Here is a 20953-nt window from a genome sequence, read left to right as displayed (position 1 = left end):
GCAGAAACGAGAACGCCGCCCCGAAGGGCGGCGTTTTTTTACGCGATAGGCAGTTACTGCTTGATCAGGGTGTCATCGGTTACCTTGACCGCCGCACCGCTACTCATAAAGAAGCTGGCGAACTGGGTCTGGATCTCGGTGGTGACCGCGCCAGCCGGATCGAAGTTCTCGTCAGGAGCCAGCAGCGAGCTATGGCCCCCTTTCAGGAAGCGCGCAGCATGGTGACCCGCCGGGAGCACGCCGGAACCCTTCAGCTCTTGCAAACCCAGCACCCGGAACAGCGGCTCGGTGCCACCCAACGGTGCAGAGGCGATGCTGTTGGGGATCACCTGATCCGGCAGATTGAGGGCGCCATCACCCACAATTTCGGTGGCGAACAGCGGGAAGCTCTTGGCGACGCCACTGCCCAGATTGATCGGGTCCGCAGAGTCCAGCACTGACTGGGCGGCAAAGGTATAGCTCTGCAAGGTGCTCGCCGCACCCGCCTGCGTGGCCGCATCCAGACTGGGCAGGAACTCGTTGACGAAGCAAGTGGCGGCAGCCGTTTTGCAATTCGGTGCATAGGCGGTAAAGCCCGCTTTCAGCGCCGGACTACCCGAGGTAAGCACGCTCATCTTGATGGTCGGCCCGAAGCTCGGCGAGTTGAGCAACAGCGGCGCGATGCCGCCACCCGGCATCGCCAGACCACCGGTATCGAACTTGAACAGGGCATCAGCCTGAGCACTGCCGGTGGTCTGGTTGGCGACAGCCAGCAGATTGGCCCCGGTAATGGCACCGAGTGAGTGACCGAGGAAATGCACCTTCAGACCGGCACCACCCAATTGGCCACCCAGCCCCTTGGCATTGGCCAGACCGACAGCCAGGCGAAGGCCAAGCAGATCGGCCACGCTCTGTTTCAGGTTGTCCCGCGCCACCGTCAGATAGCCCAGATTCAGATAGGGAGTCGGATTCTCGGAGGTGGTGACGGTATCCATGCTGCCGCTCAGGGCATAGCCACGCTCACCGTGCAGCGGATGATCGATCACTACCACAGCGACATTTTTGGCTGTTGGTGTGACTTGCAGACCAGCACCAATCTGGCCCAGCGCCAGCGCATAGGCGTTCTCCTTGATGGAGGTAACCCCGTGCTGATAGATGATCACATCAGTAATTGTATTGAGCGGTGCAGCAGCGAAGATCCGCAGCGGTACCGATTGTACTTCGGTCAGAGTCGGCAACGGGTTGAAACGACCGATATTGCGCTCGGTATCCAGCGGCTTGCCACCGGAGGTGAGGGTCACCCCGATCAGCTTGCTCGCCTCGGTCAGCAGTTCACTCTGACGGCTCGGGTCGGCGATCAGCTCACCCAGCAATGCCGGGTCCACGCCCGCTCCGACCAGTCCACCGATCACCTCGGTATCGCCCGCTTTCAGCGCGTTGGCGATGGCATAGAGGCTGGGAATGGCGCCGTGCCAGGATTGGGTCTTGGCCTTGTCCCAGGAGCCGGCTATCGCAGGAGTAGAGAGGAAGTAAGGGAGCTTGACGGTGCCGGTATAAACCTTGGTCAGCTGGGCAACCCCGTTAAGCGGCGTACCAACACCAAAGGCGGCAGTCAGTGCATCTTTCTGTTCCTGCGGCAAGAATGGCTCATTCGCCAGCTGGGTCAGAAAATCCACCCCGCCATTAAGACCGTTGATGGTATAGGTTGCTGGCAGGCTGGTGCTGCCCTTGGCATCCTGTTTCCACAGCGCCGCGGCGTCCAGGCTCGGGCTCTTCAGCACCGAAGCGGCGGCACTTTTCACTGCCAGCAGCACATCGGCACCAGATTGGGTGGCAAACCAGTCGGAGAAGATCACCCGATCGCTGGTGATCCCGGTGGCCGCTTTGAACAGACCTTCCTGCAGCGAGATCAGGCCGTTGATGGTCTGCTCCTGAGTAGTTGCGCCAGCTGTCGATTTGAAGCTGCTGTAATCGCCTCCCGCCTTGAGCGGCGTACCACGACTGTCCTTGAGGGAGTCGGTCGCCACGATCATGTAGTAAGAAGAGGGATTGAGCGGCTTGAGCGGAACCAGATTGAGCTTGCCGTCCCCGCCAGTGACCACAAAGTCGGTCCCATAAACCAGTGGCTTGCCGCCCTTGACTCCGTTGGGTTGCAGAGTGACCGGATCCAGCGTGAGCTCGAGCAGGTAGAGGGGCGCAACGGCAGAAGCATACTCGCTGGCTGCCGGTGCCGGCACTGAGACACCGGTCACGGTCGCCGGTACCAGCTGGACGGGTTGGGTGGTTGACCAGCCATCCAGGGTGGAGAGGGCAGATACCGGGTTCGACAGATCAGCAGTTTCTGTCGAAAACTTCAGGGTACCGTCGCTGGCACGGGGGGCCAGCACGCTCGGGCGAAGTCCATTGGCTCCACTCAGGGCATAGTCCAGGGAGCTGGTAGTATCTCCCTTGTTGTCATCTCCACCACATCCGCTCAGCAGAGCGCTGACAACAGCTGCATAAATTAGCTTCTTCTTCATTTTTTATTCTCTTTTTATAGGGTTGTTATCCATCACCAGCCAACGAGGCCATCACGACCGCGACTGCAAGACGTTAACATAAAACCAACAACCAACGAGACTCATGTTGGTCATCTTCTGCTCAGGTTTGTGGCGAGAATCAAGGTTTTACGTCAACAAAGGGGCGCAAGGGTAACAACAGTGAGTGATTAACCAGACCCGACCAGCCAGCGGGCACCATCACGACTAAAAAGCCGCCGCGATCTCGGCAAAGTGAGGGAATTGTCGGTAGAATGTCCGCCAACGCTTAAGGAGGACATCATGATCGACCCGAAGAAACTGGAAGAGATCGCCAAGCAGGTGCACAACTCCCTGCCACCCGGCATTCGCAGCATGGGTGAAGAGGCCGAGAAGAAGATGCGTCAGGTACTGCAAGCGCAGCTGGGCAAGCTGGATCTGGTCAGCCGTGAAGAGTTCGACGTGCAGACCAAGGTGCTGCTGCGTACCCGGGAAAAACTGGCCGCCCTCGAAAGCAAGCTGGCTCAGCTCGAGCAGCAGCTCGGCGCCAAAGGCGAATAACGAAAACCCCAGCTCAGCTGGGGTTTTTGCTTTGTATTGAACCTGTAAAAAGCATCACACCTGAAGCAGATACCAGGCCCGCTTGCCGCGCGCCTTGGCCTCGTACATGGCCCGGTCGGCCACCTCCAATGCCTGTCGGAAGCTCAATGGTTGCTCCTCCCACAGGGCGATGCCGATACTCAGCCCCACCCGCTGCGGGCAACCGGGTTTGGGCACGTAACCATGCATCCGGCAGATCAGGGCATCGGCCAGATGAGCCAGAGCATGGTTTGATACATCACGATGCAGATAAACCACAAACTCGTCACCGCCGTAACGGCCGCACAGGGCAGAGCCCGGCATAATGAGACGCAACCACTCCGCCATCTGCTGCAGTACCTGATCACCACAAGCGTGGCCCAACTGGTCATTGATCCCCTTGAAGTCATCCAGATCGATAAAGAGCAGTGCCCCCGTCCCTTGTGGCGGCTGTAGAGCGAACGCCTTGCCAAATCCCTGCCGGTTGAGCAGGCCGGTGAGCGCATCGCAGTTGGCACGCTCTGCCAGCCGCTGCTCATAAGCCTTGCGCTGGGTGATATCGATATGGGAGCCCATGATCCGCAATGGCCTGCCCTCATCATCCCACTCCACTACGCGACCACGATCCCACAGCCAGGTGATCTCCCCGGCCGGGCTGATGGTGCGGTATTCAGCTTCGTAGAAGGGCGTTTTCCTCTCAAGGTGGGCAAAGTAGCTGCCCATGGCATGGGCGCGATCGTCGGGATGGAGCTTGGCGCTCCACTGATCGAAATGAGGGGCCATATCGCCAGCCTGAAAGTTCTGCAGATTGAAGACCCGCAGTTCGCCGGTGGGAATGGTGCCCTGCCAGAGACAGATGCCGGTGCCATCGAGGGCGGCATTGAGCTTCTCCTGCAACAGGCCGTTTTCATGCTGCAAAGCGGCGATCTCTGCCTGCAAACGGGCAAACGCATCACCACCGGAGGAGGGTTCCGGCATGGCGGCCAGCTCAGTCGCGCAGGGTGCCTCCCGATCATACCCGGGTTGCCCCCTTGCCTCTTTGCTTAACACTGCGCCTCCTTGTGCTTGCTCTATGGATACTCTTGTCAATCCAAACAAAGATGCCACCAGCCAAGCCAGATTAGTAGCCATTCATAGCCAATATATTGAAAAATAATGGGATAACGCCGCGATAATCCAACCATTCGGTACGATCAGGTACTGCGGCAGCCACAAAAACAAAAGCCCCCGGCAAAACCGGGGGCTGCGTCATCCAAGCGGGGATCCCGTCAGATAAATTCGTAGGCGTCACCGAAGATGCGCTCCGGCTCGGCGCCGAGGATCTTGAACTCCTCACGCGCGGCCCCCGCCATCTCGAAGCGACCGGCGACATAGATGTCGTAGTCGTGGAGGCTGACGAAGTCATCCATGATCGCCTTGTGCACCAGTCCGCTCTTGCCGGTCCAGTCAGCATCCGGCTCCTGCACCACCGGGATAAAGGTGAGCGGCGCATAGTCACGCTCCCACTGCTGCATCTGCTCCAGTTCGTAGAGCCAGTGAGCCTGACGCACCCCCCAGTAGAAGAACACCGGGCGCTTGCTGCCTGTGTCGATCAGATATTCCAGAATGGAGCGGGCGTAAGAGAAGCCGGTGCCGCCCGCCATCAGGATCAGCGGACGGGGAGACTCATCGCGCAGGAACGCCTTGCCAGCCGGCAATTCGACCTCGATCTCCCCCTGCTCGCGCATGCGGGCCAGCACCTGACCGGCATAGGCGTTCTCGGGAGTGGCACCAATTTGCAGCTCCAGCACGCCCGGGCGGGTCGGCGAGTTGGCGATGGAGAAGGGGCGCTTGTCCGAATCGCTCATCACCACCAGCAGATACTGGCCCGGCTTGAAGCTGATCGCTTGCTGCGGCGTCAGAGCCACATGCCAGATGGTGTCGACATATTCGCGCAGTTCCTCTACGCGGCATTTGATACGTTGCATTCTTGTCCTTGTGGCGGGCTCGCTCGGCCCGCTTCGCTCATTGTTTCACTATGGAGTGACGACCAGCAGCCCTGGCCCCGCCAGTCGAGAATACTCAAATCAATGCGGATCGCATCACTTTTTGCAGCAAAGCTGTCATGTTTGCCTCATCCGAGGATATTGAGCTCATCCCAGATGGCATCGACCTTCTGCTTCACCGCCTCATCCTGAACTATGGGCTGACCCCACTCCCGATTGGTCTCGCCCGGCCACTTGTTGGTGGCATCCAGCCCCATTTTGGAGCCGAGGCCGGAGACCGGCGAGGCGAAGTCCAGATAGTCGATCGGCGTATGCTCGATCAAGGTGGTGTCCCGTGCCGGGTCCATCCGGGTGGTGATGGCCCAGATCACATCCTTCCAGTCGCGGGCGTTGACGTCATCGTCACACACCACCACGAACTTGGTGTACATAAACTGGCGCAGGAAGGACCAGACTCCCAGCATCACCCTCTTGGCGTGGCCCGGGTAACGCTTCTTGATGGTCACCACCGCCATCCGGTAGGAGCACCCCTCCGGCGGCAGATAGAAGTCCACAATCTCGGGGAACTGCTTCTGCAGCAGCGGCACGAACACCTCGTTCAGCGCCAGACCCAGTACCGCCGGTTCATCGGGCGGACGGCCGGTGTAGGTGCTGTGATAGATGGCATCGCGCCGCTTGGTGATGTGGGTGATGGTAAAGACCGGGAACTCGTCCACCTCGTTGTAGTAACCGGTGTGGTCGCCATAGGGCCCTTCCGGCGCCATCTCACCCGGCTCCAGATAGCCTTCCAGCACGATCTCGGCGCTGGCGGGCACCTCCAGATCGCAGCTGATGGCCTTGATCACCTCGGTACGGCTGCCGCGCAGCAGACCGGCAAAGGCATATTCGGAGAGAGTATCCGGCACCGGCGTCACCGCGCCGAGAATGGTCGCCGGATCGGCACCGAGTGCCACCACCACCGGGAATCGCTCGCCCGGGTGGGCCTCCTGCCACTCGCGAAAATCGATGGCACCGCCACGATGATCCAGCCAGCGCATGATCAGCTTGTTTTTGGCGATCTTCTGCTGGCGATAGATGCCGAGGTTCTGGCGCTTCTTGTAGGGGCCGCGGGTGATGGTGAGGCCCCAGGTGACCAGCGGCGCCACATCGCCGGGCCAGCAGTGCTGGATCGGGATCTGGTCGAGATCGACCGCATCTCCCTCCTGCACCACCTGCTGGCAGGGGGCGGAAGAGAGGCGCTTGGTCGGCATGTTGAGCACCTGCTTGAAGATCGGCAGCTTCTCCATCAGCTCCTTGAATCCCTTGGGCGGCTCGGGCTCCTTGAGATAGGAGAGCCAGACCCCGACCTGACGCAGAGCGCCCACATCGGGCTGCCCCATGCCCATGGCAACCCGATCCGGGGTGCCGAACAAATTGGTCAGCACCGGCATGGTGTAGCCTTTGGGATTTTCGAACAGCAGAGCCGGGCCACCCGCACGCAGGGTGCGATCGCTGATCTCGGTCATCTCCAGATAGGGGTCTATCTCGCGGGTGATGCGCTTGAGTTGTCCGTTTTGTTCCAGCTGCGCGATGAAATCACGCAAATCCTTGTATTTCATGCAAGTTCCCAACCGGGTTCAGGAGGTCACGCATTATAACCCTGGCTGCCCATCGGGTGTACCCGAATCAGGCAGCAGACTCGGTGCTGCGGGGGGGAGATCACGCTGGCCGAGGCGTCTGGCAAGGCCGGAGAGCAACTGGGGTTCATCCACCTCCATCAATAGACCGGCCACCAGCGCCCCGTATTGGCGGTTGGAGAGCTCGGCCAGCAGGTATTTCTGGGCTTGTGGCGGCAAAGGAGAGAGGGCGCTCAGCTGGCGCAGGGCCGGCTCTCTCAAACCGGGATTGCCGCTGGCGGCAATCAGCAGGGAGCTGGCCGTATTGCCATGATGGAAGCGGTTGATGGTGGCGAGTGCGCGCAGCGCATCCTGATCTGCCGGCCGCCGCCACAACATGCCATAGAGCGCCGGTTCACCTGTGCGCAGCAGCAGATGGAGCAACAGCTGATTGTCGGGCAGATAGATATTCCGGCTGGCCAGCGCTTGCGCCTCCCGCATCCAGATCGATTGCGGCAAGGCGTCGAGGGCCAGCAACAGAGCTTGCTGCTGCATGGCAATATCGGGGTTACTGCTGTAGTAGATGGACTTTAGCTGGAAGTTGCCCTGGGCAAGTTGCTGCTGATAACGCTGCACCAATGAGTGCAGTTGCCATTCGCCCAGCAACTGACGGGCCTGCGCGGCAAAATCGTAGACAGGTTGCTGCACCAGAAAACCGTCTACCTGCTGCTCCTGCAGCCACTCTGGAGCCTTGTCGGCCTGTGCCTCGACCCAGCGTTGCAACGCGGGGGACGCAGGAGCGGTAACCGGAATATCCCGCAGCAGCTGCAACAGCAGGAACTCCCGCTGCTCGCGGCTCAGGGTCGCCAGCAGAGAGTCGATGGCGGCAAATTGTCCTTGCTGCAGACGGCTCGCCAGATAGTGCCGATGCGTCTGCAGCGTCTCGGCTGTCACCGTAGCCGGAGCACTCTGCGCACAGACTGGCATTGCACTCAGCAATCCCAGCAATAACCAGACAACAGGCTTCATGACGTCTCCATCCATGCGACATCGGGATCTCATACTACTAGGGCAACCGGAAAACAGATAAACAAAAACCGCGACCAGGGCCGCGGTTTCGTCATTTTCTGACCGGACTTACTTCTGCTGGCGCCGCATGGCGTCGAAGAACTCGTCGTTGGTCTTGGTCATCGCCAGCTTGTCGATGAGGAACTCGATACCGTCGATCTCGCCCATCGGGTGGACAATCTTGCGCAGGATCCACATCTTCTGCAGCTCGTCACCAGTGGTCAGCAGCTCTTCCTTGCGGGTGCCGGAGCGGGTGATGTCGATGGCCGGGTAGACACGCTTCTCGGCAATCTTGCGCGAGAGGTGCAGTTCCATGTTGCCGGTACCCTTGAACTCTTCGTAGATGACTTCATCCATCTTGGAGCCGGTATCGATCAGCGCGGTGGCGATGATGGTCAGGCTGCCGCCCTCTTCAACATTACGCGCGGCGCCGAAGAAGCGCTTGGGACGGTGCAGGGCGTTGGCGTCCACACCACCGGTCAGTACCTTGCCGGATGACGGGATAACGGTGTTGTAGGCGCGAGCCAGACGGGTGATGGAGTCCAGCAGGATCACCACATCTTTCTTGTGCTCGACCAGACGCTTGGCCTTCTCGATCACCATTTCGGCAACCTGAACGTGACGGGAAGCAGGCTCGTCAAAGGTGGAAGCGATCACTTCACCTTTCACCATCCGCTGCATCTCGGTCACCTCTTCCGGACGCTCGTCGATCAGCAGAACGATCAGTTCACAGTCCGGGTGGTTGTAGGCGATGCTCTGGGCGATGTTCTGCAGCAGCATGGTCTTACCGGCCTTGGGCGGCGCCACGATCAGGCCACGCTGGCCTTTACCGATGGGGGAAGCCAGGTCCAGTACACGGGCGGTGATATCTTCGGTAGAGCCATTACCCCGTTCCATGCGCAGACGTTCGTTGGCATGCAGGGGGGTAAGGTTTTCAAACAGGATCTTGTTGCGGGAGTTTTCCGGACGGTCGTAGTTGACCTCATTGACCTTGAGCAGTGCGAAGTAGCGTTCGCCCTCTTTCGGTGGCCGGATCTTGCCGGAGATGGTATCGCCGGTACGCAGGTTGAAGCGGCGGATCTGGCTCGGGGAGACGTAGATATCGTCAGGGCCTGCCAGATAGGAGCCGTCTGCACTGCGCAGGAAGCCGAAACCATCGGTCAGGATTTCCAGCACACCGTCGCCAAAGATATCTTCACCACCCTTGGCGTGCGCCTTGAGGATTGCAAAAATAATATCTTTCTTGTGCGCCCGAGCCAGATTTTCCAACCCCATGGATTCGCCAAGCTTGACCAGCTCGGACACAGGAGTGTTCTTTAATTCAGTCAGATTCATAGTGGTGAAAGTCTGTAAGCAAGGATTGAAATGAGGAGACAGTCTGCTGGATTGATGCTGATCGGATTTGATTGCCAGGCTGTGGTTAGCAAAGAGTCAGGCAAAAAGGTTAGCAAACGAGCGATAAACTAGCACCAATCGGGATGAGCGTCTAGGTGATAAAACACAAGGAGCGCATTATTGCAATGCGCTCCTCTTTAATTATTACAGGTTGCCGTCCAGGAACTCTTTCAGCTGAGTCTTGGACAGTGCACCGACCTTGGTCGCTGCCACTTCGCCATTCTTGAACAGCAAGAGGGTCGGGATACCACGAATGCCGTACTTGGGCGGAGTATCAGAGTTATGGTCGATGTTCAGTTTGGCTACGGTCACGCGACCTTCGTACTCTTGGGCAACTTCTTCCAGGATCGGGGCAATCATCTTGCACGGACCACACCACTCGGCCCAGAAGTCGACCAGAACGGCGCCATCGGCTTTGATTACATCTGCCTCGAAGCTGGCATCGCTCAGCTGAACAATCTTGTCACTCATCTCCAACTCCAGTCAGTAAATAAGGCTTTATTGACTCGTCAATAAAGGCAATAGTTGCCCTATTTGAAATGATCCTGTTTATTATTGCAAGCCTAACCTGATAACCTACCGCCATGAGCAAAACACACTTAACGACCGACAAATTCGCCCAAATGGGCCTCGAACCCGAAGTTCTGGCTGGTCTGGAATCAAAGGGATTTCACTATTGCACCCCCATCCAGGCACTCTCCCTGCCACTGCTGGTAGAGGGCCATGACCTCGCCGGTCAGGCCCAGACAGGAACCGGCAAGACCATTGCCTTCCTGGCCGCGACATTCAACTATTTGCTGACTCACCCGCTGACCAAGCCCCGTCTGGTTAACCAACCCAGAGCCATCATCATGGCACCCACCCGGGAACTGGCAGTACAGATCTATAACGATGCCGACAGCATCGCCGCTTCTACCGGCCTGAAACTCGGCCTCGCCTACGGCGGCGAAGGTTACGACAAGCAGCTGGCCGTGCTGGAGCAGGGCGTCGACATCCTGATCGGCACCACAGGCCGCATCATCGACTACTTCAAGTCCAAGGTCATCGATCTGAGCAACATTCAGGTCGTGGTACTGGACGAAGCAGATCGCATGTTCGATCTGGGCTTCATCAAGGACATCCGCTTCCTGTTCCGCCGCATGCCGCCCGCGACCGAGCGTCTGAGCATGCTGTTCTCCGCCACCCTCTCCCTGCGTGTGCAGGAGTTGGCATACGAACACATGAACCACCCGGAACATGTGCAGGTCGAGCCGGAGCAGATGACCGGCGTGCGGATCAAGGAGGAGCTGTTCTACCCCTCCAATGAAGACAAGATGTTGCTGCTGCTCTCCCTGATGGAAGAGGAGTGGCCGGAAAAAGCCATCGTCTTCGCCAACACCAAGCATGTCTGTGAAGACGTCCATGCCTGGCTGGAGAATGACGGCCACCGCGTCGGTCTGCTGACCGGTGATGTGCCGCAGAAGAAACGGATGAAGATCCTCGAGGATTTCACCAAGGGTGCGCTCGATATTCTGGTCGCCACCGACGTGGCCGCCCGTGGTCTGCACATCCCTGACGTGACCCACGTCTTCAACTATGACCTGCCCGACGACGCTGAAGACTATGTACACCGCATCGGTCGTACCGGTCGTGCCGGCAAGAGCGGTCACTCAATCAGCCTGGCCTGTGAAGACTATGCCTTCAACCTGCCGGCCATCGAGGAGTACATCCACCACGCAATTCCGGTCAGCAAATATGATCGCGAAGCGCTGCTGGATGACGTGACCCCGCCGAAACGGGTGTTCCGCAACCGTCAGCCGGTGAACCGCAACATGCGGGATCGTCAGGGCGGTGGCAACAGCAACAACCGTCGTCGTCCGCCGCGCAAGAGCTAAGGACAGGCCCGTTGCACAACTCGCCTCTCTATGCCGCCATCGACCTCGGCTCCAACAGCTTTCATATGCTGGTGGTGCGCGAGGTCGCCGGTGCCCTGCGCACCGTCGCCAAGGTAAAGCGCAAGGTTCGCCTCGCAGCAGGGCTTGATCCGGAATTTCGTCTCAGCCGTGCCGCCATGGAGCGGGGCTGGGACTGTTTGCGTCTCTTCTCCGAACAATTGCAGGACATTCCGGCCGACAATATCCGGGTGGTGGGCACCGCCACCCTGCGGCTGGCCACCAACGTCGACGAGTTCCTCAGCGAAGCGGAACGGGTGCTCAACCACAGCATCGAGATCATCTCGGGCGAGGAAGAGGCCAAGACCATCTATGAAGGGGTCTCCTGGACCTCTGCCGGGGAAGGCAACCGGCTGGTGATCGACATCGGCGGCGCCAGTACCGAACTGGTGATCGGCGAACATAGCGAAGCAAAACTGCTCAACAGCCTGCACATGGGCTGCGTCACCTGGCTCAACAATCACTTCGGTGATGGCGAGCTCTCCGAAGCCCGTTTCGAGCAGGCGATTGCCGCCGCCAAGACGGTGCTGGAGAAGGTGGCGGAAGATTACCGCGCCCTCGGCTGGCGCACCTGCGTCGGCGCCTCCGGCACGGTACAGGCGCTGCAAGAGATCATGCTGGCGCAAGGGAAGAGCGAGCGGGTCACCCTGCCGAAGTTGCAGGAGCTGATGGGTCAGGCCATCGCCTGCGGCAAGCTCGACCGGCTGCAACTGGAAGGGCTGGCGGCCGAACGGCTGACCGTGTTCCCCTCCGGCCTTGCCATCCTGATCGCCATCTTCGAAACCCTCGATATCGAGAGCATGACGCTGGCGGGTGGCGCCCTGCGCGAAGGACTGATCTACGGTCTGCTTGGCAACAATCACGACTGTGATGCCCGGGATCGCACCGCCGACAGCCTGATCAGCCGCTATCAGCTGGATAAAGAGCACGCCGAACGGGTGCGCGATACCGCCGTCGAGGCGTTCAACCAGCTGCAACCGGCCTGGCGACTCTCCAAACGCTACGGTCGCCCGATTTTGCGTTATGCCGCCCTGCTGCATGAGATCGGCCTCTGTATCGAATACAAGAAGGCGCCGCAACACGCCGCCTACATCATCGACAACATCGACATGCCGGGCTTTACTCCCGCGCAAAAGAAGCTGTTGTCGGCCCTGCTGTTCAACCAGCGGGACGAATTCAAGCTGGAACCACTGGAGAAACAGGGTGCCGTCACCGGTCGTCAGGCGATCCGGCTGGCCCGTATCCTGCGCATCGCGCTGATCCTCTGCATGCGCCGTACCCAGGGCACAGTGCCCAGCTTCACCCTGCAGGCAGAAGAGGAGTCACTGACCCTGACCCTGCCCAAGGGGTGGCTGGACGAGCACTACCTGCGCGCCAGCGAGCTGCGCCTCGAGGTAGAGCGCCAGCAGAAGATGGGCTGGCCCACCCGCCTGCTGGAAGCCTGATTGGGCCACGCCCAATCAGTGCCCCGGCGTTCCGAAAATCTCTTTCGCTGCCAACACTGGTGCTACTCAGGCCTGCACCTTGATGTTATTGGGCTGACGGGCAGATCCCGCCCTTGCGTCTGGGCCCAGCCTCCCCTTCATGACCAACGTTCGACTAGAGTTGGGGTGTCTTCATAACCAACCGGAATGGACGCCATGAAATCCTTGACTCTGATCGGACTGACCACCCTGCTCACCGCCTGCGGCGGTGGTGGCGACAGCAATAGCCAACCACAACCAGCCCAGCTCTCGCTGGCCTTCTCCGACGCCCCGGTGGATGCGGTCAGCAAGGTCTGCATCGCCGTCGCCAACATCAGCATCCACCCCGTCGCCGGCAACGAACAGATCTGGACCACCGCCAGTTTTCTCACCTCGGCCCAGGACGATGGCTGCACCCCGAGCGGCGAGACGATACCGCTCGACAGTGCAGACCGGCCGCAGTTCACCTACATCGACCTGCTGAGTTATCAAGGATCCGCCAGTCGCCCCCTGCTGTCCGGTCAGAGCGTGATGCCCGGTGACTACAGCCAGATGAGGTTGCGGATACTGGATGGACGGGAGGTCAGCAACCAATTTCTGAATGGCACCCCCTACTCCTACGTCAAACGGGATGATGGGGGGATCAAGCCGCTGGAAGTGCCAAGCAGCGAGCTCAAGCTGGATGCCTTCACCATCGCAGCAAACGGCCTCAGCGCCTTCACCACCGAGTTCGACCTGCGCCAGGCCATGGTGCTGCCCGGCCACGAGCAGTACTACAAGCTCAAGCCCAGAGGGGTGCGGCTGGTGAATAACACCCAGGTCACCATCGTCAGGGGCACGGTAGCAGCTGGCTTGTGTGGCGGCCTGCTGACCGACAAGGCTTTCGTCTACTTCTACCAACCCAGAAGTGACGATAACTACCCCGACATGGCGGACAGCGACAACGGTTTCTATGCCAGCGCGCCCGTGTTGCCGCAAAGCGGTGGCGGCTTTGGTTACGAGTTGGGATTTGTTAATCTCGGTAGCTACGATCTGGCGCTGGTCTGCAATGGCCACGAGGACGATCCGGCGCTGGCTGGCGACCCGCTGCAACTGGAACAGGTGCAGAAAGCCCAGGCGGTGGTGGCGCCCGCCACCATCATCAATTTCCAGTAACCGGCGACAAGAGGGCAACCCGCACATGAACACCTACCAACCCATCAGTTGCGATCTCTACGACTGGCTGGAGATCGCCGCCAGCTGGCAGTTGCCAGTCACCCTCACCGACCGGGATGGCCGCCAGTGGGCGGACAAGATCCGCACCATCGAGGCCAGAGAAGGGATCGAGTACCTGCTGCTGCACAGTGGCGAACGGCTCAGTCTGGCGGAGCTGGTCACCATGGTGCTCAGCTGGCAGGGGGAGGAAAAACTGATCCGCTTTACCCCGCCGGCCCCAGCCGACGGCCAATAGATGGCAAGAGGGCCAACCCCATCGGGTTGGCCCTCTTCTTTTACCCCTCGCGTGCGGCGTTATCCCGCCAGCGCCGCCATCACATAGACGTCAAAGCGGTTGCTCTTGGTCTCGATAGCCATGCTGGGTTTGTGCTCATTGAGCCAGCCAGCATAGTCCGGTCGCTTCACCACTACCCGCTTTTGTGCCATCTTCAGCGCCGCCGGCAGCAGGGCATCGGCATCAAGATCCGGTCCCACCAGCGACTGGAATACCCGCATCTCTTTTTTCACCAACGCCGACTTCTGCTTGTGAGGGAACATGGGGTCGAGGTAGATCACCTCGGGCCGCTCCGGCAGCGCCAGCAGATTGTCCACGGCAGGCCCGTGCAGCAGTTGCATCCGCTCGCGCACCCAGGGGCCAATCTCGGGATCTTGCGCCGCCCGTGCCAGCCCGTCCTGCAACAGAGCTGCCACCACAGGGCTGCGCTCGATCAGGGTCACCTTGCAACCGAGGGACGCGAGCACGAAGGCATCGCGCCCCAGACCGGCAGTGGCATCCACCACGGTCGGTGTGGCACCGGCCTTGAGCCCCACTGCCTTGGCGATGGACTGGCCACGACCTCCACCAAATTTGCGGCGATGCGCCACCGTCCCCGCCACGAAATCCACATAGACGGCACCCAGCTTGGGTTCATCCAGCTTGCGCAACTCCAGCCGCTCCGGAGTAAACACCAGAGCAAACAGGGGAAGGTCGATTTGGCCAAGCTGGCTGGCCAGCGCGTCTGCCTGCGCGGCCTTGGCGGGGTCTTCGAGGAGGATTTGCATGGTCTCTGGATGCGTTCTAAGTTCAGTGAAGCGAGTGTACCACAACCCCCTCATATCCCGGAGAATCCCATGCAGCTGCTGATAGCCCTGTTGCTTGCCGCCCAGAGCAGCACCAGTCTCAAGGTATGCGGTGTAGACTGGCCTCCCTTCTCCTACGCCGAACAAGGCAAACTGATGGAAGGGATATCAGTGGAGATCCATCAGGAAGCAACCAGACGCCTCGATATGACCCTCACCCTGCTCGAACTGCCCTGGGGACGCTGCGAACAGTATGTCAGCACCCAGCTGGCGGATGGCATTCTCGACAATGCCCCCCTGCCCGGCTGCTACCACTCTGACCTTGCCACAGCCTTCTACCCGCTGGCCGCCTATGTGCGTACCGACAGTCCGTTACAGACCTTCTCGTGGGAGATGGCCAAGGGGCTGAAAGTAGGGATGGTCAGGGGCTATGACTATACCGACAAGATCAGGAACTTCACCGGATGGGACCCCATCAAGGCCCATTCAGACAAGCAGTTGCTGCTGTTGCTAGAGAAGAGCCGGGTTGACCTCATCATCCTCGACTACTTCTCGGCCCCCATCCTCTCCAGGGAGCAGGACGTAAAGATCCGCCCCCTCACCCCCTTTATCGACTCGACACCGCTCTACCTCTGTTTTGGCAAGCAGAAAGCAGACCTGTTGCCTGCCTACAACAAGGCATTGCAACAGATGCTGGACGAGGGAGTCCTGGATCGCATCTACCTGCGCTATCTCGGCGAGGATTACCGGACACTGCAAGCAAAGCAGGAACAGATGACATCGAAGGAGTAAGCACACCTAACTGATCTGCAGAAACATCCCCTTGTCATTGAGCTGCAGATATTCGGTGAGATCGTCATAGGCCAGCGGGCGGCTGAGCAGATAACCCTGGGTGAAGGCACATCCCTTCTGGCAGAGGAAATTGAGCTGCTCGCGGGTCTCTACCCCCTCAATCACCACCTGCATACCGAGGTTGTGCACTATGTTGATGATGCCGTCCAGCAGCATCCGATCCTGCTCGTTGAAGGGGATATGGCGCACAAAAGAGCGGTCGATCTTGACCAGATCCACTGGGAAAGAGCGCAGATAGTTGAGGGCAGAGTAGCCGGTACCGAAATCATCGATAGCCAGCTTGCAACCCGCCTCGCGCAGGGCATCGATCCGCACCCGGTGCTGATCACTGCTCTCCATCAGCAGAGATTCGGTGATTTCGATGACGATGTCGGCAGGATCGAGCCCGAAGTGCTGGATCACCTTGAGCCACTCGCTCGCCTCAGGGTCGATAGTCTGGAACTCCATGGTGGAGCGGTTAATCGACATCTGCAGATCAGGGAAGCCGGACTGCTGCAACCGAGCCAGATCCCGGCATGATTGCCACAACACCAGCGCACCCAGCCCCTGAATCAACCCCGCCTCTTCCGCCAGCGGGATAAACTCGGCTGGCGATACCTGTCCCCACTGGGGGTGATACCAGCGCACCAGCGCCTCAAGCTTGGCGACCCGACCGCTGCGGTTGTCCCAGATCGGCTGGTAGGCCATGGTTAACTGCTCCAGCTTGATCGCCTCCGCCAGATCCTGTTGCATCTGGTGGCGCTGACGCACCTCTTCCCGCATTGAGGAGCAGTAGGTACCGATCAACCGCCCCTGCCGCTTGGCGGCAAACAACGCTTGTTCGGCGTTTCGCAGCAGCTCGTCACTCTCGCTACCATCGACGGGGCAGAGGGTCATCCCCACGGTTGCCGTAACATAGAGATGCTGGTTGGCCAGCATAAAGGGACGGGTAAAGCTACCGATAACCTGCTTGGCAAACACCTCGGCCTGACGACGGGTGACGATGCCTGGCACCAGAAAGGCGAACTCGTCACCACCGATGCGAGCCACCAGGTCCTCGGTGCGCACCCGGCTCACCAGCCGGTCCGACACCTCCCGCAACAGGGCGTCACCGGCATGGTGATCCATGCTGTTGTTGACCGCCTTGAAGTTGTTGAGGTCGAGCACCATCAGGGCGAAGCGCTCGCCCCGCTCGCAGAAGCGGCTGAGACAGCGACTGAACAGCCAGCGGTTGGGCAGGCTGGTGAGGTTGTCATAGTTGGCCTGTGCGGCGATCTTCTGCTCGGCCAGTTTGGTTTGGGAGAGGTCGCTGAAGATGGCGATGTACTGGCTGATCCTGCCCCCTTCCCGCAGGGTGCTAATCATCAACTGCTGTGGATAGAGCTTGCCATTCTTGCGCTTGTTCCACACCTCACCACGCCATACCCCCACCCGCTCCAGCGCGTGGTACATGTCGGCATAGAAGGTCTGATCGTGCAGCCCCGACTTGAGCAGGCTGGGGCGCTGGCCTCGCACCTCGTCACTGCTGTAGCCGGTGATCTGCTCGAAGGCCGGATTGACCGAGATGATGCGGCTATCGGCATCACAGACCAGGATCGCCTCGGAGAGATTGTCATAGACCCGGTGGGAGAGCTTGAGCTGCTCCGCATGGCGCTTGAGAGGATCGATATTCTCCAGCAGCACCATCAGGTAGTCCGGCTGCTGCTGCTTGTCACGGATCAGGGTGACGGTTACCCGCCCCCACAGGATCTGCCCCCCCTTGCAGAAGTAGCGCTTCTCCCGGGTGAAACTGCTGCGCTCGCCACGGCGGATCTCTTCGTAGCAAACGAGGCTGCCCTGCCAATCCTCGGGATGGTTGATGTCGGAGATGGATCGCTGCAGCAACTCGTCGAGGGGATAGCCAAGCATCTGCTCGATGGCCGGGTTGGCCCAGAGGATACGGCCAGCCAGATCCAGCTTACCGATCCCCACCGGAGCCTGGAACAGCATGCTCTGCAATGCATGGGACGGTTCAGGCAGAGGGGGGGGCAGCTGTCGTTGCAGCATCAGCGCCAGCTCACGACCCGCCAACGGAGCCAGCAACCGGAGTAACCCCATCACCTTGCTCATATTGGCCTGCGGCTGACGATAAAGCAGGGCGCAGATACCTATGGTCTCGCCATCTGCATTCCTGAGGACAATCCCGGCATAGGCCTGAGGTTGCCACTCCTCTGCAAGGGGAACGTTGGCAAAGAGCTGAAGCAGACGATCGCTGAACCAGGCTTCCCCCTCCTGCCAGGTAATGGCATCGGGAGAGTCAGTCAGTGGCAGCGTCAGGGCATCGGTGTCAAGGGAGGAGGGATAGGCGGTCTGAACCGTCAGGTGGGTAGCATTTGATTCCCTGCTGGCGATCAGGACGACATCAGCCATCACAGCAGCGGCGATTTCACTCACAAAGGTATCGAAATATCCCTGGCCGCTCGAATGAGCCAGACTGGAGATGATTTGATAGACGGAATCGAGTGCTCGCCTCATGGCAAGTGGCTTTCTCTCCTTGAAGGTTAGAACACGACTCTACTGAAGAGCCGTGGGCAGTGCAAATATGCAATCAGCAAGATATTAAAAAGCCTTGAAAAAAGGGACCAAAAGGTCCCTTTTTGTCGCAGAAATCACGACTCGATCCCACTATGCCGCAAAACAGTGTACCTGCTTGAAGCTCACACAGGCGGCGGGTCAGGAATCTCAGGCAGCGATCCCGCTGTGTCGCAGCAGTGCATCCACCTTGGGCTCACGACCACGGAAGGCTCGGAACAGCTCCATAGGCTCCTTCGAGCCCCCCTTCTCCAGAATATTCTTCAGGAAAGATTGTCCGGTGGCCGGGTTGAAGATGCCCTCCTCCTCGAAGCGGGAAAAGGCATCGGCAGAGAGCACCTCGGCCCACTTGTAGCTGTAGTAGCCCGCCGCATAGCCGCCCGCGAAGATGTGGGAGAAGCTGTGCTGGAAGCGGTTAAAGACCGGTGGTGTCATCACCGCCACCTGGCTGCGCACCTCGTCCAGCAGCCCCGGGAGCTGATCCGCTCTGGCCGGGTCAAACTCCTGGTGCAGACGGAAGTCAAACAGGGCGAACTCCAGCTGGCGCAACATCTGCATCGCAGCCTGGAAGTTGCGGGCGGTCAGCATCTTCTCCAGCAGATCGGCTGGCAGCGGTTCGCCGGTCTCGTAGTGGCCGGAGATAAAGGCCAGTGCTTCGGACTCCCAGCACCAGTTCTCGAGGAACTGGCTCGGCAGCTCTACCGCATCCCAGGCCACGCCGTTGATGCCGGCCACGCCGGCCACATCGACCCGGGTCAGCATGTGGTGAATGCCGTGGCCGAACTCGTGGAACAGGGTAACTACTTCGTTGTGGGTGAACAGCGCAGGTTTGCCATCCACCGGACCGTTGAAGTTGCAGGTCAGGTAGGCCACCGGCTTTTGCAGCGAGCCATCCTGACGGTAGCGACGACCCAAACAAACATCCATCCAGGCCCCGCCCTGCTTGTGCTCGCGGGCATAGAGGTCGAGATAGAAGCTACCGCGCAGCTCGTCGTCGGCATCGAAGATGTCGTAGAAGCGCACGTCAGGGTGCCAGGTGTCGATGCCGAGGCGCTCGCGAACCTTCATGCCGAACACCCGCTTGACCACTTCGAACAACCCTTTCACCACCTTGTTGGCAGGGAAATAGGGGCGCAGCTGCTCATCGGAGATGGAGAACTTGTGCTGTTTGAGCTTCTCGGCGTAGTAGGCGAGATCCCAGGCGGCCAGCTCGCTCTGACCATGCTGCTCGGCGGCGAAGGCGCGGATCTCCTCCAGCTCGGCCTTGCCTTGCGGCAGGGATTTGGCCGCCAGATCGGTGAGGAAGCTCACCACCTGTTCGGTCTTGTCCGCCATCTTGGTGGCCAGGGAGAGCTCGGCATAGTTGGCAAAGCCCAGCAGTTGGGCCAGTTCGCGGCGCAGGGTGAGCAGCTCGCTCATGATGGCGGAGTTGTCCCACTTGCCCGCATTGGGGCCCTGATCGGAGGCGCGGGTGGTGAAGGCCTCATACATCTCGGCGCGCAGTTCGCGGTTGTCCGCGTACATCATCACCGGCAGGTAGGAAGGGATATCCAGCGTGAACAGCCACCCCTCTTTGCCTTTAAGTTCAGCCATCTGACGGGCAGCGGCACGCACGCTCTCGGGCAGACCAGCCAGTTCGGCTTCATCAGCCACCAGCTTGTGCCAGCCCTGGGTCGCATCCAGCACGTTGTTGCTGAAACGGGAGGCCAGCTCGGAGAGGCGGGCCTGAATTTCGCCGTAGCGCTGCTGCGCCTCGGCAGGCAGACCGATGCCGGAGAGGCGGAAGTCACGCAGGGTATTCTGGATCTCCTTGCGCTGGGCGCCGCTGAGCAGCGGGAAATCATCGCTCTGGGAGAGGGCCAGATAGGCCTGATAGAGCCCTTCATGTTGACCGACATAGGTCTGGAATTCGGAGAGCAGCGGCAGGCAGGCGTCATGGGCCTCGCGCAGCGCTTCGCTGTTGAGTACGGAGTTGAGGTGGCTGACCGGTGACCAGATCCGTGACAGGCGGTCATTTACCTCTTCCAGCGGGGCAATCAGGCTATCCCAGGTATGGGGATCACGCTGGGCCAGCACATCGCTGATCTTCTGCTTGCAGTCAGCAATCGCCTGAATCACGGCAGGCTGAACCTGCTCCGGCTTGATCTGGCTGAAAGGGGGCAGTGAATCCATTGTCAGCAAAGGGTTATTCATCCCGGTTACCTCTTGTTTGGTCTTGAACAGACCGCTTTAGCAACTCTGTATGGCTTTCTAACATGTGGCCAAGCCACGCAATAATCAAGCGGGAATCCGCCGCAACCCTGTACTTTTCCAGCCATTGCGACCCGGATCTCTGCCGTTGCTGCAGTTTTGCCATCAACAGCCAGTAACAGGATGAATCTGTGGGCCTTTTTTGGCTCTTATCGCTACTTTCAAGGGGCAAAAAGCCGCCATTTACCGGCGCCACAGCTGCCAGCCAAGTGCCGTCATGCTCAATCATGGAAACGGACAAGATGTGGTAACTGTAACAAATTATCAATATTTTTCAGTCAATTAGAATCAAAACCAACTATTGATTAATTTATTTTCAAGCATCTATCATAGGTAACCTGCCATGCAGGTCACTTGATTCTCTGTGCTGCACAGAAATCGGGTGAAAAAGGCAAAGTGACCCGAAAGGGCGCGACGCAAAGCCACCGGTCTAAGGGAAAACACCTATGACAGCGGGGCTGCCCCCGGGGACGTCCGGTCACAACCGACGCCCCATTTGCACCGTACGGAGAGACG

Annotated in this window: 16 protein-coding genes and 1 riboswitch; of the genes, 6 read left to right on the top strand and 10 right to left on the bottom strand. The window is 59.5% G+C overall.

Translation table 11 applies throughout. The annotated features are described in order from the left end of the window. Window positions 1-53: 53 nt before the first annotated feature. Window positions 54-2498: a VolA/Pla-1 family phospholipase gene (locus tag G5533_RS19250; RefSeq protein ID WP_421255771.1), complete on the bottom strand. Its 2445-nt coding sequence runs from the start codon at window positions 2496-2498 to the stop codon at window positions 54-56. Between the two features lie 300 nt (window positions 2499-2798). Here G5533_RS19250 and ubiK point away from each other — a divergent pair, with 300 nt between their 5' ends. After that, window positions 2799-3056 (top strand): ubiquinone biosynthesis accessory factor UbiK, encoded by a 258-nt coding sequence (gene ubiK / locus G5533_RS19245; RefSeq protein WP_005339429.1) that lies wholly within the window; start codon window positions 2799-2801, stop codon window positions 3054-3056. 54 nt (window positions 3057-3110) lie between these two features. Here the strand turns inward: ubiK and G5533_RS19240 are convergent, their stop codons facing one another. The 6 genes from G5533_RS19240 to trxA form a co-directional block, all read right to left on the bottom strand. Beyond that, the gene (locus tag G5533_RS19240; RefSeq protein WP_227341660.1) at window positions 3111-4124 is read right to left on the bottom strand and encodes a sensor domain-containing diguanylate cyclase; all 1014 of its coding nucleotides are present in this window, start codon (window positions 4122-4124) and stop codon (window positions 3111-3113) included. 218 nt (window positions 4125-4342) lie between these two features. Next, complete coding sequence (gene fre / locus G5533_RS19235) at window positions 4343-5041, bottom strand: NAD(P)H-flavin reductase (protein ID WP_042054686.1); 699 nt, start codon at window positions 5039-5041, stop codon at window positions 4343-4345. A 146-nt stretch (window positions 5042-5187) separates the two neighbouring features. Further along, window positions 5188-6657 carry a 4-hydroxy-3-polyprenylbenzoate decarboxylase gene (gene ubiD / locus G5533_RS19230; RefSeq protein WP_005339421.1) on the bottom strand — a complete coding sequence of 490 codons (1470 nt, stop codon included), beginning with the start codon at window positions 6655-6657 and terminating at the stop codon, window positions 5188-5190. A gap of 33 nt (window positions 6658-6690) precedes the next feature. Continuing rightward, window positions 6691-7683 (bottom strand): hypothetical protein, encoded by a 993-nt coding sequence (locus tag G5533_RS19225; protein ID WP_421207186.1) that lies wholly within the window; start codon window positions 7681-7683, stop codon window positions 6691-6693. A gap of 108 nt (window positions 7684-7791) precedes the next feature. Next, entirely contained in the window at window positions 7792-9057 is a 1266-nt protein-coding gene (rho, locus tag G5533_RS19220) for a transcription termination factor Rho (RefSeq protein ID WP_005342418.1), read from the bottom strand. A 204-nt stretch (window positions 9058-9261) separates the two neighbouring features. Continuing rightward, entirely contained in the window at window positions 9262-9588 is a 327-nt protein-coding gene (trxA, locus tag G5533_RS19215) for a thioredoxin TrxA (protein ID WP_005339416.1), read from the bottom strand. Window positions 9589-9701: 113 nt separating this feature from the next. Between trxA and rhlB the strand changes: the two genes are divergently transcribed. The 4 genes from rhlB to G5533_RS19195 all read left to right on the top strand — a co-directional run bounded on the left by rhlB (window position 9702) and on the right by G5533_RS19195 (window position 13961). Continuing rightward, window positions 9702-10991, top strand: a complete 1290-nt coding sequence (gene rhlB, locus G5533_RS19210; protein ID WP_005339414.1) for an ATP-dependent RNA helicase RhlB — start codon at window positions 9702-9704, stop codon at window positions 10989-10991. Window positions 10992-11002: 11 nt separating this feature from the next. After that, entirely contained in the window at window positions 11003-12493 is a 1491-nt protein-coding gene (gppA, locus tag G5533_RS19205; RefSeq protein ID WP_227341662.1) for a guanosine-5'-triphosphate,3'-diphosphate diphosphatase, read from the top strand. A 195-nt stretch (window positions 12494-12688) separates the two neighbouring features. Continuing rightward, window positions 12689-13666 (top strand): DUF4382 domain-containing protein, encoded by a 978-nt coding sequence (locus G5533_RS19200; RefSeq protein ID WP_266135501.1) that lies wholly within the window; start codon window positions 12689-12691, stop codon window positions 13664-13666. Between the two features lie 25 nt (window positions 13667-13691). After that, on the top strand, window positions 13692-13961 hold the full coding sequence (locus G5533_RS19195) for a Rho-binding antiterminator (RefSeq protein ID WP_323913210.1): 270 nt from the start codon (window positions 13692-13694) through the stop codon (window positions 13959-13961). Window positions 13962-14020: 59 nt separating this feature from the next. On the opposite strand, the gene G5533_RS19190 is transcribed toward G5533_RS19195, so the two are convergent. Beyond that, window positions 14021-14767, bottom strand: a complete 747-nt coding sequence (locus G5533_RS19190) for a class I SAM-dependent methyltransferase (RefSeq protein WP_421231681.1) — start codon at window positions 14765-14767, stop codon at window positions 14021-14023. A 69-nt stretch (window positions 14768-14836) separates the two neighbouring features. Between G5533_RS19190 and G5533_RS19185 the strand changes: the two genes are divergently transcribed. Beyond that, complete coding sequence (locus tag G5533_RS19185; RefSeq protein ID WP_005342407.1) at window positions 14837-15577, top strand: substrate-binding periplasmic protein; 741 nt, start codon at window positions 14837-14839, stop codon at window positions 15575-15577. 6 nt (window positions 15578-15583) lie between these two features. On the opposite strand, the gene G5533_RS19180 is transcribed toward G5533_RS19185, so the two are convergent. Together G5533_RS19180 and prlC are read right to left on the bottom strand one after the other, a co-directional pair. Next, complete coding sequence (locus G5533_RS19180; protein ID WP_441255224.1) at window positions 15584-18130, bottom strand: putative bifunctional diguanylate cyclase/phosphodiesterase; 2547 nt, start codon at window positions 18128-18130, stop codon at window positions 15584-15586. 207 nt (window positions 18131-18337) lie between these two features. Beyond that, window positions 18338-20380, bottom strand: coding sequence for an oligopeptidase A (prlC, locus tag G5533_RS19175; RefSeq protein ID WP_441255223.1), 2043 nt, complete (start codon window positions 20378-20380; stop codon window positions 18338-18340). A 437-nt stretch (window positions 20381-20817) separates the two neighbouring features. Then, window positions 20818-20903, top strand: a riboswitch (cyclic di-GMP riboswitch). The last annotated feature ends 50 nt before the right edge of the window (window positions 20904-20953 follow it).

Source organism: Aeromonas sp. A600620, from assembly GCF_029479985.1.
GTDB lineage: Bacteria > Pseudomonadota > Gammaproteobacteria > Enterobacterales > Aeromonadaceae > Aeromonas > Aeromonas veronii_A.
This window is presented reverse-complemented; position numbering and strand designations above follow the sequence as displayed.